Source organism: Cellulophaga sp. BC115SP (assembly GCF_009905545.1).
Taxonomy (GTDB): domain Bacteria; phylum Bacteroidota; class Bacteroidia; order Cytophagales; family Spirosomataceae; genus Flectobacillus; species Flectobacillus rivi.
This window is the reverse complement of sequence record NZ_JAAALB010000010.1, coordinates 20806-35383: the sequence shown is the minus strand read 5'-3', so window position 1 is coordinate 35383 and position 14578 is coordinate 20806. Positions and strand designations below refer to the sequence as shown.

Genomic DNA, 14578 nt, shown 5'->3' with positions numbered 1-14578 from the left:
TTTACAATTGTTTGAAAACTATACCGTTTGTGTTTCAAAACGATTTTAAACTCTTCTCAACTAAACAGTTGTTTGATTCGTAAATCTAACTAATGTTTAGAGAATTTAGTTAATATAAAAATGGTTTTTTTACAAATTTTTCAAAAAATCATACAATAAGATAACTTATGCGTTTTTACCTCCTGATTTTTGCATGGCTTATTCTTTCTTGTCAAAGAGTTCCTTATCAAATACAGAGCCATTATAATGAAAATACGAATCCTTCCAAGCCAAATTATGCCTTGAAGGAGCATTGGGCATCGTTACCTGACAAAAATGATCCTGCCGACCAAGTGCCCTTGAAGTCAGATTTTGCTGATAATCAGGCACAAGCTAAGGTGGATGTTTTTTTTATTCACCCTACTATTTACACACAAAAGCCTCAAGGTCCATCTGATTGGAATGCCGATGTGAATGATGCCGATATGAATCAAAAAGTAGATGAATCTACCATTCTCAATCAGGCGTCGGTATTTAATGGCTCGTGTCGTGTATATGCGCCGCGTTATCGTCAGGCACATTATCATGCGTTTGTTACCAAGGATTTGACCGATAAAGTAAAATCCTTAGATTTGGCGTATTCGGACGTAAAGGCGTCTTTTGAATATTACCTTCAACATTACAATCAAGGTCGCCCTATTGTGATTGCTTCGCATAGCCAAGGAACTGTACATGCTAAAAGATTGATAAAAGAGTTTTTTGATCTAAAACCTCTACAGAAACAATTTGTAGCGGCTTATTTGGTGGGTATTGCCACGCAACTTAATACTTTTGAGTCAATCAAAGCTTGTGAAAATGGAGACCAAACAGGCTGTTTTGTCTCGTGGAATACCTATGCTAGAGATTATTATCCATCATGGTACAACGAAGGGCTTAATACTTCGATTAGTACCAACCCATTGACATGGAAACTTGATGAGGAATTTGCTCCTCGTTCTTTGAGTAAAGGAGGTGTGGGACTCAAATTTACTTATGTGCCTGAAGCTGTAGATGCTCAAAACCATGCAGGAATGCTCTGGATTAATAAGCCTTATGTAAAAGGTAGATTTTTGCTAAATACCAAAATTTGGCATCGTGCTGACTATAATTTATTCTATGGAAATATTAGAGAAAATGTAAAAAATAGAGTGGAAAACTATTGGCGAGACAAGTAATTGATAGGTAAGTTAGTAGGCAAAATTAAAATAAATTTTACCCGCATTAAGCTCTAGGCTTTATGCTGTAGGCTAAAAGTTGAAATGAATTTCTCATGAAATAATTTAAGCTCTTTTGCCTAATGCCTACGGCTTACAGCGTATTAATGAATAAAGGCACAAAGTAACTAATCACTTTGTGCCTTTATTCATTGATGATTTTAAAACCGCAAACTAAATTGCTAACGACTAAACAAAACCTACTCTTCTGCAAAAGAAATAAGATGCTTTACTTGTGTTAAAATCTCAACGTTATCAGGGCAGTCAAGGTCTTGACCGATAACTTGATAACCAGTAATCAAGATTTTGGTATTAGGAAAAGTATGAGCTAATTTATATACATACTTTTGAATTTCGTCTTGTGCAGGTACGCTTGTAATGACTGTAAACAAATAGTCTGGCTTGTGTACATTATAAGCAAATACGAGTTCTTCGAAAGGAAGACTTTGTCCTAAATACACCACTTTGTTTTGTCGTGCACGTACTAAATAGTTAGCAAATAATAAACTTGTTTCATGTAATTCGCCCTCAGGTAAAAATAAAAGATACTTTTTTGCCCCAACTTTTAACGAGGGTAATTGTCCATCTATTGCTACGATAATTTTCTGACGAATCAAATTTGAGATAAAATGCTCTTGCGCAGGTCCAATCGAACCTGTCATCCATAGCGTACCAATACGGCTTAAGAAGGGATGAATGATGTTTATCATCATATTTTCAAACCCAAACTGTAAAGTATTAGTACTGATAATTTTTTCGAAACGCTCCTCATCTAAGTCCAACATCGAAATCGTTAAGGCATGTATTTGATCAGGATAATTCATTTGCTTATCCGAAATAACCATCACCTCACGAGCCATCGATTCAGCACTCATTTGAGCAATTTCCGAAATTTTATAGCCGTGTTCCTTCAGCAACGCAATATTCAATACCAGCTTCAAATCTACATCATCATAAGTCCTAATATTAGTATCTGTACGTGTAGGTTTGAGAATATCATATCGTTGCTCCCAAATTCTGAGAGTATGTGCTTTTATACCCGATAACTGTTCGAGATCCTTGATAGAATAATTGCTCATGGTTGTGGTATTGTTAGTCTTGTTGCCCTTGCACCCGAACTAGAAAAAGAGGAATTCTAGTCTTGATTTCTTTTTGTTTGAGATATTTATCCAAATAGTAAGAGGTAAAGCCTTTGTTCAATAAAAAGGTTTTATTTTTCAACAAAATTAATTCAATTATTCAACATAAATAAAATTGTATGCCCTGAGAAGAAAAAGCATTGTAAAAAAAGTAGTAAAATAGCTAATGGGTTATGCTTATCAAACTTACTAATACTAAAGTAATAACCTAAGATGGCGGCAATAATCCACCAAGCGACATAATTACGAATAGGGATAATATTATTTTCCCATTGCCAAAAATCTAAAGCTATCGCTACAGGCTCTATGAGGTAATCCAAGCTAGTCATTATAGTTCCAATAAAAATTCCTTGGATAATGGGATGCCATGAAAGCTTGAAATACTCTTTGAATTTTTCCCCAAAAATACCGCTACAATACACCAATATGAACCAATTTGTACCAATTACCAGCGGTACTTTAAATAGCTTTGTGCCTAAACCTGCACCATATTGATACACTCCAAAAATAACGCCCGTGTGTACTCCAATTACTTCAATCCAATAGCCCACTAAATAGCAAATGACACCTAGAATGATAAAGTTTTTATGAAAATCTTGATGGAAAATCAACAGTAAACCAGCAGACACCCATAAATTAAAAGCCGATAATTCTTGAAAAATAGGCTTTAACACAGGAACCTGCAACCCAATTAACCCTACAACATACATCAAGGTTAGAATGAACTGGGTTGTTTTTGTATATTTTTCGGTGAGTAATTGCCGTAGCGAACGTATTGTCATAAATGTTCTTAATCAAAAAAAGTCTAGTTGAGATTTGTATGTTTGTTGAGTGAAAGTTACACACATAAGCAATATATGCCTTTATTAGATTAACATATCTAAGACCGAAAGGTTTAAAATGGAGGGAGTATATAAAAAAGTAGGCTTCGAGAAAATCTCAAAGCCTAGCATTTTAAATTTAGTCAAGGTAAAAAAAGTTTATCAAATATTGAGATATGAAAAGTCGGTTCTTTAAGAATGTCTCGTTCAATAATCTCTAGTCAGAAATCAATAAAATCCTTTGTTCGCTTTAGCCATTTCACGAAGTTGGGTTGTTGGTCTAAAACGTTCTCCGTAGGTATCAGCCAATCTATCACATTCTTTTACAAAATTCACAATTCCCACTGTATCCACAAAAGAAAGTGTTCCTCCCAAATAAGCAGGAAATCCCCAAGCAAAAATAGATCCCAAATCGGCATCGAGTGGGGTTCTAAGAACTCCCTCTTCAAAACACTTTACCGTTTCGAGTACTTGACGATAAAAAAGTCGCTGTTTGATGTCTTCGGCAGAAGGCTGGAATGAATTTAAGGGAAATAATTGAGATAACCCTTCCCAAAGATACTTTTTCTTTCCTGTAGATGGGTCAGGGTATTCATAAAAGCCTGCTTTGGCTTTTTTACCTAAACGTCCCATTTCGGTAAACTGCTTACTGATTTGATACGCCGTATCGTCTGGCGATAGTACGCCAGCTTGTACAGACTCGTGCGAAATTTTGTAAGCCAAATCTAACGCAACCTCATCTGAAACTGCCAATGGTCCAACAGGAAAGCCCATTTGCTTAGCCACATTTTCAATTACCACAGGATTTACGCCATCTTTTAACAACTCTAATCCTTCAGAAGTATAAGTGCTAAATACTCTCGAAGTATAAAAACCTCTCGAGTCATTTACGACAATTGGCGTCTTGCGGATTTTCTTGACGTAATCCATTGCCATAGCGAGAGCATATTCACTGGTTTGTTTACCAACGATAATCTCTACCAATTGCATTTTATCTACAGGTGAAAAGAAGTGAATACCTATAAAGTTCTCTTGTTTTTGGGTAGCTTTTGCCAGTTCTGTAATAGGAAGCGTGGAAGTATTTGAAGCAAATAAGCCATCTTCTCGTAGGAATTGTTCTGCCTCTTGTGTAACACTAGCCTTAAGGTTAGGATTTTCAAACACCGCCTCAATAATCAAATCTACGCCCTGAAGTGGTTCGTAAATATCGGTCGTATGAATAAGCGTTAAAATTTGCTCTGCTTTTTCGGCAGTCATTTTACCACGCTCAATACCTTTTTGTAGTAGTTTACGAGAGTAATCTTTACCCTTTTCCGCATTTTCAAGTGAAGTATCTTTTAATACCACTTTCAAACCTGCCAACGCCGATACATAAGCAATACCAGCGCCCATCATGCCAGCACCTAAAATTCCGATACTGTTGATTTGCGTTGGTGGGACATTTTTGGGTCTTCCTGCTCCTTTATTGACTTCGTTGAGTCCAAAAAAGGTCGTTCTGATAAGATTTTTGGCAACTGTCGAGTTGGCTACTTTTACGAAATGACGAGCTTCGATAACAATACCTCGGTCAATATTGACGAGTAAGCCCTCGTACACACATGACATAATTTCGATAGGTGCAGGATAATTTCCTTGGGTTTTGGTAAGGGTCATGGCAGTACCGCCCATCATCAACTGAACACCTTTAGGCGTTAAGACATTTCCTCCTGGCACTTTAAAATTTTCTCTTGCCTTAATCTTACCTGTTTTTTTATCCACTTCATCCCAAGGCTGTACAGCAATAGGATGAGTTTCTATCCATTCTACGGCTTTTTGTAACATTTCTTCGGGCGAGTCAGCTAATTGGTCGACCATACCTAGTGCCAAAGCATCTTTAGGCGAAACTCTTTTCCCTTCGAGCAATAGCGGCGCGGCCGCCTCCATTCCAATCATACGGGGTAGACGTTGTGTACCGCCTCCACCTGGCAACAAGCCAATGGTTACTTCTGGTAAACCAATAATGGATTTTGGATTATTGAGTGCAACCCGATGATGACAAGCCAAACAAACCTCATAGCCTCCGCCTAATGCCGTACCATTCATAGCTGCCACGATAGGTTTGCCGTTGGTTTCCATTTTTCGGAAAATGGTATTCAGACTCATAGAAAGTTTGAAAAGTTCTTCTGGCGCTCGTCCATTATTTTGAAGAATCATTTTCAAATCTGCCCCTGCAATAAACTCAGGTCGTTCTGAGGTCAGAATAATTCCTTTAACATCAGGATTGGTATACACTTTTTCAAGTGCTTCGGACAATGCAGGAATAGATTCATTGTTGAGCACATTCATAGGCTGATTGGCAATATTAATGCCTAGGACAGCTATATTGTTTTGGATATTGATAGTAATCATTTGTGTCTTCATTAAATAGAAATTGAATCATCATTTAAGTATTGTAGAGCAAACTCTAAATACGCTCAATAACGGTGGCGATTCCCATACCTCCTCCAATACATAAGCTGGCAAGTCCAGTGCCTTTGCCTGTACGCTCCAATTCATCAAGTAATGTCATCAAAATGATTGCCCCTGTAGCACCAAGTGGATGTCCCAAAGCAATAGCTCCTCCGTTTACGTTAACTTTACTGTGATCAACTCCCAAAACGTCCATAAATAACATGGGAATAGCTGCAAATGCCTCATTTATCTCAAATAAGTCTATATCCTGAATGTTCATCCCGTTGCGTTTGAGCACTTTTTGTGTAGCAGGAATCGGACCTGTTAGCATTATAGTAGGCTCAGAACCACAAACTCCAAAGGCAGAAATTTTAGCTCTTGGTTTCAATCCCAATTTTTCACCAATGGCTTTATTTCCTATCAATATTCCAGCAGAACCATCTACAATTTGTGAGGAATTTCCTGCGTGATGTACGTGATTGATTTCATTAAGTTCTGGATATTTCATCAGTGCCAAATGGTCGAGTCCCATTTGTCCCATCATTTCAAAAGAAGGGCGAAGTTTTGCCAAACCATCTACTGTGGTATCGGGTCGCATACCTTCATCATAGTTGAGCACCTCAATTCCTATTTCATCTTTTACCCCAAACATTGAATGGTTGAAGCGTCCATCTGCATGAGCTATTGCTGCACGTTGTTGTGATATAACCGCAAATTGGTCAACAGCTTGACGTGAGTAACCATATTTGGTGGCAATCAAATCTGCTGAGATACCTTGAGGAACAAATTTGTGGGTTGCGATAAGTTGTGGATTCATCATCATTGCACCACCATCGGCACCCATCGCCACACGTGACATTGATTCGATACCTCCTGCAATCATCAATTCTTGCTGACCAGACATGATATAAGCAGCAGCCATGTTGACGGCCTCCAAACCCGACGAGCAAAAACGGTTGATTTGTACCCCTGCGACTGATTGTGGATAACCCGCAGCCAAAACAGCTGTCCGAGCTATATCAGCACCTTGTTCACCAATAGGCGTTACACAGCCCATAATCACATCATCGACCAACGAAGTATCAAGTTGGTTGCGGTCGCGGAGTTGTTCTAATACTTGTTGCGCTAATTGTACAGGTTGAATATCGTGAAGTGAGCCATCAGACTTACCTCTACCACGAGGTGTGCGAACGGCATCATAGATATAAGCTTCGTTCATAGTTAAAGCTAGTTTTTGATGATTTGAATACCAGAGAAGAATAACAATGCTAAGTTAAAGTAAATAGGTATGCTTGCATAATAATTTTATGTAATTTTTTTAATAATAAATTTAGTTTTGTAGAGAATTTGGTATCTTGTTGGTGAAAAATCTTCTTTAGATATTTATGTATAGAAGAGCTTAGCAAGGAGTATAATTTTTGTGGATAAATGATTCTTGCTTCCTATACCAAGAATCATTCTGTTGAAAAAAGTAAAATTTATGTTCTTGTTAAATCTTTGAAAATGAATTGATAGTCTAGGATTTCTTTCCCAAATTTCTTAATCAACTCAAACATTTTAACCATGCATCATTTACTTATCGCTTCACTGCTTTCGGTAGGACAGCCTACAGCTCAGTTGTCTGACATGACGATTTCTCAGACTATTTCAGTACAAGCTGATTCATTGAGTTTCAAAGACTATTTTGGGAGTTATAAAATGCAAGCCAACGACCAGATTCCTAAAATTAAGATTTATTATAAAAATGGCTCATTGGTGGCTTTGGCAGGGGATTATCCTGAAACCAAATTGAGTAAAAAACAAGATGACGAATTTGAAGAAGCTAATTATGGCGCTGCTGTATTTTTTATCAGAAAAGATGGAAATGTGGTTGGCATTAAAGTAGTCGTACAAGGACAAGAAATGCTTGGCGATAAGGAGATATAAAAAAACTTCTGACAAGACAGAACACAATTATCCAAAGCCGCCACTTTGTACAATAAGTTTGTTTAGTTTGTCAGAAGTTGTATCAATTTTAATTAACCCTTTACTCAGCCGCCACTAAGCAAGTTGGTTCAACAATTTTGTGATTAGTTATTTAGTAAATACAAATTTATTTGTCGCAACATATATTGACAAAAGTCAATGGTTGAATTATTAATTTATTTTATAGTTGCTGAAAATTGATGTTAAATGGAAAAGGTGTCAAGTAAAGCCTCGACACCTTTTCTTTAATCTATTGCCTTTGTCTCTCTTAGATACAATTGCACTGTATTTTCGAGTCCATAATAGAGTGCATCGCACACTAAAGCGTGACCAATAGATACCTCTAAGAGGTTAGGAATATTTTGTTGGAAGTAACGAAGATTTTCCAAACTCAAATCATGTCCAGCATTGATACCCAAACCTAGTTGATTGGCAACTTGGGCAGCACTTACAAAATCTTTAATAGCTGCTTCACGGTTTTGTATATAATGCTCAGCATAAGGCTCAGTATAAAGCTCAATACGGTCAGTGCCCGTCTCTTTAGCTCCTTCAACCATGCGCTCGTCAGCATCCACAAAAATTGATGTACGAATACCTGCTTCTTTAAACATCGCAATTAAATCTTGTAAGCGACTTTTGTGCGCAATTGTATCCCATCCTGCATTGGAAGTAATAGCACCAAGTGCATCAGGTACGAGCGTTACTTGAGTAGGTTTGGTTGCCAACACTAACTCTACAAACTTACCTTCGGTAGGGTTACCTTCGATATTGAATTCTGTAGTGACGATTTCTTTTAAATCATACACATCCTGATAACGAATATGGCGCTCGTCGGGACGAGGGTGTACGGTAATGCCTTCTGCACCAAATCGTTCGCAGTCCATAGCTACTTTAACTACATTAGGATTGTTGCCACCTCTGGAGTTGCGAATAGTAGCTATCTTGTTGATATTTACACTAAGTTTAGTCATAGTATTCAAAAGCAATGCTCGACAAAAGTGCTTGAATGTCGAGAGTAATGGTGAATGATTGAATAGTTTTGTATTTTTGTAAAAACTGTACAAAATTTCTGTGAAGTTATAGCATAGCTCCTGTTATGGAAATGTTTTGCGAATGATTTTTGTTCAAAAGTAAGAAACAGTATTTTGGGTATTGGATTTCAGCTATCGGTTTTCGAGTCAATGAGAGAGAGTTGATGATATGCCTTTGGCTAATACCTACGACTTACAGCTTAATGCGTATTAAGGCAATTTTATTTTGCATTAATACTAAACCATTAGTTAGCCTATAGCCTAATGCTTACAGCTAATACCCCTTAATTTTAAAACAATTATTTATCAAATAGAACCATGTCACTAAAAACAAATATCGAAAGTGGTATCAAAGATGCCATGCGTGCCAAAGATCAAGATCGTTTGAGAGCGCTTCGTGCTATCAAATCTTTGATTTTGTTAGAAGAAACATCAGGCAACAGTACAGGCGAATTGACTACAGATGCTGAAATGAAAATTTTGACAAAAGCAGCCAAACAACGTAAAGATTCAATGGAAGTATTCGTGGCGCAAGGTCGCAACGACTTGGCTGAAAAAGAACAAGCAGAGTTGACTGTAATTGAAGAATTTTTGCCAAAACAATTAACAGAAGAAGAATTAAAAGCAAAATTGTCTGAAATCATTGCTCGTGTAGGTGCTTCTGCTCCTTCAGACATGGGTAAAGTAATGGGCGTTGCTACCAAAGAATTGGCGGGTTTGGCAGATGGAAAAGTTATTTCTGCTACAGTAAAAGCGCTTTTAGGATAATTTTTCTTAAATTTTTGACTGTTGATTTTGATACATTTATTCAAAATCAACAGTTTTTTCAACCTTCTATTTCGTGAAAGTCATTGATATTTTTATACTTCTTCCAATCCTTTGGGGAGCTTTTATTGGCTACCAACGAGGTATTATTATTGAAGTAATTTCTATTTTGGCTTTTATTATTTCTGTCATTATTGGCTTCAAAACGCTAGGTGTAGCTTCGGACTGGTTATCGCCCTATATGACAAGCAAGGTAACAGATAGGGTATTGCCCTATGTTGGTTTTGGGGCGGTCTTCTTCCCGATTGTGTATCTTATCAACAAATTAGGTTGGGTACTTCGCAAATCTATCAAAGCAACGGTATTGGGGCAGTTTGATTCCTTGGTAGGTGCGTTGGTTGGTGGCATGACTTGGGCTTTTGGTATTAGTATTATCCTATGGCTTGGCTCAGCAATAGGTATGCAGATTCCTCCCAAAAATGAGAAAGGTCCTTACTATTTATTACCCATTGTAAAACCATTTGCTCCTTCAATTATAGAAAAAGCAGTGGATAAAGTCCCTACACAAATCAAGAGGTTTAGTGAGCCACATAAATCCTAAAATTGTTTTCCCACAACAAACTAATAGAATGTTATTAAATTGTAAAAAACTGTATAGCAATTGTTTATAAGTTTTTAAAAAAATACAATGAATCCATAAAATGCGATAAATCATTATATTTAACTACCTCTCTGAATATCAATCCCATAAAAATTAGTCGTACCTTTGCAAAATCAATCACTTGTTTATTAAAACTAGACTATCCTAGGGTAGTTGTAGCCACAAAAGACATGAGTAGCGCATTGAATTAGAAATGTGGAGTGCCGTCGAAAGTGTGCACAAAATGATAGCGCTAATATTTACTCATATCGATTTAAGTATAAAGTTTATTATGGAAGTTGTAGTAGCTAACAAAAAAGATATTAGAAAGCTGAGTCTTAGCCAAATTAAAGAGTTTTTGGTAGAAAAAGGCGAGCAAGGATTTAGAGCCAAGCAAGTATATGAGTGGCTTTGGAAGAAATCCGTACAAAGTTTTGACGAAATGACAAATCTCTCTAAAAAAATGAGAGAGGTATTGGACGAAAATTTTGAAATTCGTGCGGTTACAGTAGCTGAAAAACAAGTGTCATCGGACAAAACGATTAAATCCTCTTTTCAGTTATTTGACCAAAATTTGGTAGAAGGCGTACTTATTCCAGCAGATGACCGTATGACTGCTTGTGTATCCTCACAAGTGGGTTGTTCTTTAACTTGTAAGTTTTGTGCTACAGGTTATATGGATCGCAAGCGCAACCTTGATCCTGCTGAGATTTATGACCAAGTGGTGCGTATTCGTGATCAAGCAGAAGGGCATTATCAAACACCATTGACCAACATCGTGTACATGGGTATGGGCGAGCCGTTGTTGAATTATGCCAATGTATTACAGTCAATCGAGCATATTACATCGCCTGAGGGTTTGGGAATGTCGCCCAAACGTATCACAGTTTCTACAGCAGGGATTGCCAAAATGATTAAGAAATTGGGCGAAGATGAAGTAAAGTTCAACTTGGCTTTGTCTTTACATGCTGCTAATGATGTGAAGCGAAATCAAATCATGCCTATCAATGAGAGCAATACCTTAGATGCACTCAAAGAAGCATTACAGTATTTTTATAAGAAAACAGGAAGTAGAATTACACTCGAATATATTGTGTTTTACCGCTTTAACGATACTTTGGAAGATGCTAAAGAGCTTTGGCAATTTGCTAAGCAATTTCCATGTAAAATCAATATTATTGAATACAATCCTATTGCGGAGGCAAACTATACTAACACAGACCCATTGACTTTGGAAAAATTTGCAAAGTTTTTGGAAGAAAAAGGAATGGTCGTAAATGTGCGTCGCTCGAGAGGAAAAGATATTGATGCAGCTTGTGGGCAACTTGCAGGTAAAAAAAAGACTGAAAATTAATACATTTGTAGTGCCACATATTTATGGTACATTTTTTAAACAAAAAAATTAACAACTAGTTAAGTATAAATGCAAAATAAAATTGCATTAACACACTTTAGGCAGTAAGCCATAGGCATTAGGCAAAAAAGTTGCTATTACTTCATGAGAAATACTATTTAACTTTAACCTACCAAAGCCTAAAGCGAATAAGATTATTTTAATTTTGCCCACTAACTAATACTCAATAACCCTATAATCTTTGAAAATAAAGCTCTGTAAAGGGATTTAAAATTGATTATACAAGAAAACCATCTCAATGGAAAAAGTAAGTTTCAACAACAAGAACAGTGTTTTTTTTAATGCATTACGCAAAAAAGTAAACGATTATTTTCAAACAAACCAAATTAAGCCAACAGGTAATTTTAAGCTGTATTTCAAATCAACGACCCTGCTTGCGAGTGCGGTAGCATTATATTTGATTTTGGTGTTTTTTACACCAACAGCTTGGGTGTCTATTTTACTTTCAGCTTTATTAGGTTTTAATATGGCTGCGATTGGATTTAACATCATGCACGATGGCGCTCATGGAAGCTTTTCGGAGCGTAAATGGGTAAATGAATTGATGGGGTATTCATTGAATATGATTGGCGGAAGTGTGTATCTGTGGAAATTTAAACATAATTTCAACCACCACTCATTTACTAATATCGATGGGATGGACGATGATATTGATATTAAACCTTGGATTCGCGTAAGCTCAACTCAGGAAAAATATTGGTTTCACCGTTTTCAGTACATTTATTGGGTGTTTTTGTATGGTTGGACGTACTTGTTATGGATTTACTGGCAAGATTTTCAAAAATATTTTACAGGAAAAGTAGGTGAAACAAAATTCAGAAAGATGGATACCAAAGAGCATCTTATTTTCTGGGGTACAAAGATTGCTTATGTGGCAGTTTTTGTAGTATTACCAATTTACCGTTTGGGAATTGTAGATGCAATGATTGGCTATTTTGTTATTGCCTTTGTTTGTGGTTTTGTAAGTGCAGTTGTATTCCAGTTGGCGCACGTTGTAGAGCATACAAGCTTTCCAATGCCAGATGAGGAAACTTCTAAGATTAATGTAGAATGGGCTATTCACCAAATCCAGACTACTGCTAATTTTGCCACTCGTAGTAAAATTGTTTCATGGTTTACTGGAGGTCTTAATTTTCAGGTAGAACACCACCTTTTCCCTAAAATTAGCCATATTCACTATCCAAAAATCAACGAATTAGTAAGAGAAACTTGTCAACAATTTGGCATTGAATATCTTGAATATCCAAGTGTTTTGAGTGCTTTACGTTCACATGTGATGTATTTGAAACAAGTTGGAGTAGCATAAGTAATAGCGAGTTATTAACTCTATTTGATTATAAAAAGTCCATTGTGTCATTTTTGATGCAATGGACTTTTACTTTTAAAATGGTCTATTAAAATAGATAGTTTGTCGTGCAAAATCTTCTTTTGGGCGATTCACCTACTGATTTTTCCTTTTCACTTTTAATCACCTATTTTTCAATAACGAATCCTCATATCCACAAGTCACAAGTATTGTAATCAATCAAAACCCATCAAGGATATGAAATTCAAAATCACGATTGCAAGTGCAATTTTATTTACTACATTGATAGCCATAAGCTGCAAGCAGGACGAATCCGTAGTCTCGACTTCAGCTACAGCGTCTATTTCTGCCTTAAACTGCTCATCTACCACCTTTTCGGCTACTCCTGTATCTGGAACTGCCTTTACAGGAACCGCCACTGTGCCTTATACGGGTGGCAATGGAGGTGCTTATGCTACTGGTACTGCTGTAGCTTCATCGGGCGTAACAGGTTTGACAGCTACGCTTGCTGCAGGAACATTGGCATCGGGAGCAGGCTCTGTCACCTTTGCCATTACAGGAACCCCAGCTTCAAGTGGTACTGCTACTTTTGCTATTACGGTGGCAGGTCAATCATGTACATTTTCTTTAACAGTCAATACCGCCGGTTCAGGTTCTTCTTCTGGGTCAAATGGTACTGGAACAACATGGTCTGTAGACACCGATATTACTAATATTGTAGCTATGGCAGAAGCATTCAAAGCAACGCTTACGTCTACGCAAATCACCTCATTACAAGATACCTACAACAAAGCTCATGCACAAAAATGGTCAAATCTACCTGAAGGATTGTATCGAGGTCGTTCAGGTTTGCAATCAAGTACATTTAGTACTGCTCAATGGACAGCTTTTTACAATCTTCTTAAAGTGGCAACCAGTTCTGTAACCAGTGAAGGTAATGCGGAATATTTAGGGATTTTGGCAGCAGATGATTACTTGAATTCTATTGGAGGAGGCTCTGACTATGGATCAGGCAATTATTATATTGCTTTTATAGGAACTCCAAGTACAACTGGACTTTGGTGCTTGCAGATAGGCGGTCACCACGGTACCATCATTTATACTTACAATGGAGGAAAAATGACGGGAGGTACACCTTCTTTCCGCTCTACTGAGCCATTTCCTACCTATACTTGGAAAACAGTGACTTACAACCCAATTCAACAAGAACTGACGGCTTTATCAAATATGTTAAAAGGCTTAAGTTCGAGTGAATTGACTACAGCAAAACGTTCTGCGGCACAAAATGATTTGATTTTAGGCCCAGCGCAGGATGATAAATTTCCAACGACGAAGACAGGTGTAAAAGCTGGTAACTTGACTTCGGCACAACAAGAGTTGGTGTTGGCTGCTATCAAAACCTATACAGATGATTTGGATGATAAAGCTGCAGCTGCCATTTATGCTAAATACAAAGCGGATATTGCAGATACCTATATTTCGTATTATGGTACAACTGACTTGACCACCAAAGGTGATTATGTATTAATTGATGGTCCGAATGTATGGATTGAGTTTTCGATGCAAGGCGGTGTAATCGTCAAAACAGCGAATCACCCTCACTCAGTTTGGAGAGATAGAAAAGCTGATTATGGTAGCAACTAAGTATGAATGTTGAATGTAAAATTGCATTAATAATGCTTTAAGCAATAAGCCGTAGGCACTAAGTAAAAATATATTCATGATTTTATTAGAAACACATTCATACTTTTAGCCTACGGCAAATGGCTTAATGCCTACTGCAGATAAAATTACCCACATACTTAAACTCAATATTCCTAAACTCGCCACTTTTA

Annotated in this window: 12 protein-coding genes; 7 read left to right on the top strand and 5 right to left on the bottom strand. The window is 37.1% G+C overall.

Features of this window, described 5'->3' with window-relative positions; all coding sequences use genetic code 11:
- Positions 1-167 precede the first annotated feature (167 nt).
- Entirely contained in the window at positions 168-1193 is a 1026-nt protein-coding gene (locus tag GVN22_RS09950) for a DUF3089 domain-containing protein (protein WP_166550882.1), read from the top strand.
- A gap of 239 nt (positions 1194-1432) precedes the next feature.
- On the opposite strand, the gene GVN22_RS09945 is transcribed toward GVN22_RS09950, so the two are convergent.
- From GVN22_RS09945 to GVN22_RS09930, 4 genes are all read right to left on the bottom strand, one after another.
- Positions 1433-2311, bottom strand: coding sequence for a MerR family transcriptional regulator (locus tag GVN22_RS09945; RefSeq protein ID WP_166550881.1), 879 nt, complete (start codon positions 2309-2311; stop codon positions 1433-1435).
- Positions 2312-2463: 152 nt separating this feature from the next.
- The gene (locus tag GVN22_RS09940; protein WP_166550880.1) at positions 2464-3153 is read right to left on the bottom strand and encodes a carotenoid biosynthesis protein; all 690 of its coding nucleotides are present in this window, start codon (positions 3151-3153) and stop codon (positions 2464-2466) included.
- Positions 3154-3420: 267 nt separating this feature from the next.
- Positions 3421-5592 (bottom strand): 3-hydroxyacyl-CoA dehydrogenase NAD-binding domain-containing protein, encoded by a 2172-nt coding sequence (locus tag GVN22_RS09935; protein ID WP_205690843.1) that lies wholly within the window; start codon positions 5590-5592, stop codon positions 3421-3423.
- A 43-nt stretch (positions 5593-5635) separates the two neighbouring features.
- Positions 5636-6841 carry an acetyl-CoA C-acetyltransferase gene (locus tag GVN22_RS09930; RefSeq protein ID WP_166550879.1) on the bottom strand — a complete coding sequence of 402 codons (1206 nt, stop codon included), beginning with the start codon at positions 6839-6841 and terminating at the stop codon, positions 5636-5638.
- Positions 6842-7185: 344 nt separating this feature from the next.
- On the opposite strand from GVN22_RS09930, the gene GVN22_RS09925 reads away from it, so the two are divergent.
- The gene (locus tag GVN22_RS09925; protein WP_166550878.1) at positions 7186-7548 is read left to right on the top strand and encodes a hypothetical protein; all 363 of its coding nucleotides are present in this window, start codon (positions 7186-7188) and stop codon (positions 7546-7548) included.
- Positions 7549-7832: 284 nt separating this feature from the next.
- Here GVN22_RS09925 and GVN22_RS09920 read toward each other — a convergent pair whose 3' ends face one another.
- Positions 7833-8558 carry a pyridoxine 5'-phosphate synthase gene (locus tag GVN22_RS09920; RefSeq protein WP_166550877.1) on the bottom strand — a complete coding sequence of 242 codons (726 nt, stop codon included), beginning with the start codon at positions 8556-8558 and terminating at the stop codon, positions 7833-7835.
- A 378-nt stretch (positions 8559-8936) separates the two neighbouring features.
- Here GVN22_RS09920 and GVN22_RS09915 point away from each other — a divergent pair, with 378 nt between their 5' ends.
- From GVN22_RS09915 to GVN22_RS09895, 5 genes are all read left to right on the top strand, one after another.
- Positions 8937-9386: a GatB/YqeY domain-containing protein gene (locus GVN22_RS09915; protein WP_166550876.1), complete on the top strand. Its 450-nt coding sequence runs from the start codon at positions 8937-8939 to the stop codon at positions 9384-9386.
- Positions 9387-9459: 73 nt separating this feature from the next.
- Complete coding sequence (locus GVN22_RS09910) at positions 9460-9984, top strand: CvpA family protein (RefSeq protein ID WP_166550875.1); 525 nt, start codon at positions 9460-9462, stop codon at positions 9982-9984.
- Between the two features lie 331 nt (positions 9985-10315).
- A complete protein-coding gene (rlmN, locus tag GVN22_RS09905) occupies positions 10316-11377 on the top strand; it encodes a 23S rRNA (adenine(2503)-C(2))-methyltransferase RlmN (protein ID WP_166550874.1) in 1062 nt (353 codons plus the stop codon).
- Positions 11378-11675: 298 nt separating this feature from the next.
- Positions 11676-12743 carry an acyl-CoA desaturase gene (locus tag GVN22_RS09900; protein WP_166550873.1) on the top strand — a complete coding sequence of 356 codons (1068 nt, stop codon included), beginning with the start codon at positions 11676-11678 and terminating at the stop codon, positions 12741-12743.
- Between the two features lie 237 nt (positions 12744-12980).
- Positions 12981-14387, top strand: a complete 1407-nt coding sequence (locus GVN22_RS09895) for a DUF3500 domain-containing protein (protein WP_166550872.1) — start codon at positions 12981-12983, stop codon at positions 14385-14387.
- Positions 14388-14578 lie beyond the last annotated feature (191 nt).

Coding starts and splice junctions, on each gene's coding strand:
- rlmN (WP_166550874.1), top strand. CDS start 10,316: ATGGAAGTTGTAGTAGCTAACAAAAAAGATATTAGAAAGCTGAGTCTT.
- GVN22_RS09915 (WP_166550876.1), top strand. CDS start 8,937: ATGTCACTAAAAACAAATATCGAAAGTGGTATCAAAGATGCCATGCGT.
- GVN22_RS09930 (WP_166550879.1), bottom strand. CDS start 6,841: ATGAACGAAGCTTATATCTATGATGCCGTTCGCACACCTCGTGGTAGA.
- GVN22_RS09895 (WP_166550872.1), top strand. CDS start 12,981: ATGAAATTCAAAATCACGATTGCAAGTGCAATTTTATTTACTACATTG.
- GVN22_RS09945 (WP_166550881.1), bottom strand. CDS start 2,311: ATGAGCAATTATTCTATCAAGGATCTCGAACAGTTATCGGGTATAAAA.
- GVN22_RS09950 (WP_166550882.1), top strand. CDS start 168: ATGCGTTTTTACCTCCTGATTTTTGCATGGCTTATTCTTTCTTGTCAA.
- GVN22_RS09925 (WP_166550878.1), top strand. CDS start 7,186: ATGCATCATTTACTTATCGCTTCACTGCTTTCGGTAGGACAGCCTACA.
- GVN22_RS09900 (WP_166550873.1), top strand. CDS start 11,676: ATGGAAAAAGTAAGTTTCAACAACAAGAACAGTGTTTTTTTTAATGCA.
- GVN22_RS09935 (WP_205690843.1), bottom strand. CDS start 5,592: ATGAAGACACAAATGATTACTATCAATATCCAAAACAATATAGCTGTC.
- GVN22_RS09920 (WP_166550877.1), bottom strand. CDS start 8,558: ATGACTAAACTTAGTGTAAATATCAACAAGATAGCTACTATTCGCAAC.
- GVN22_RS09940 (WP_166550880.1), bottom strand. CDS start 3,153: ATGACAATACGTTCGCTACGGCAATTACTCACCGAAAAATATACAAAA.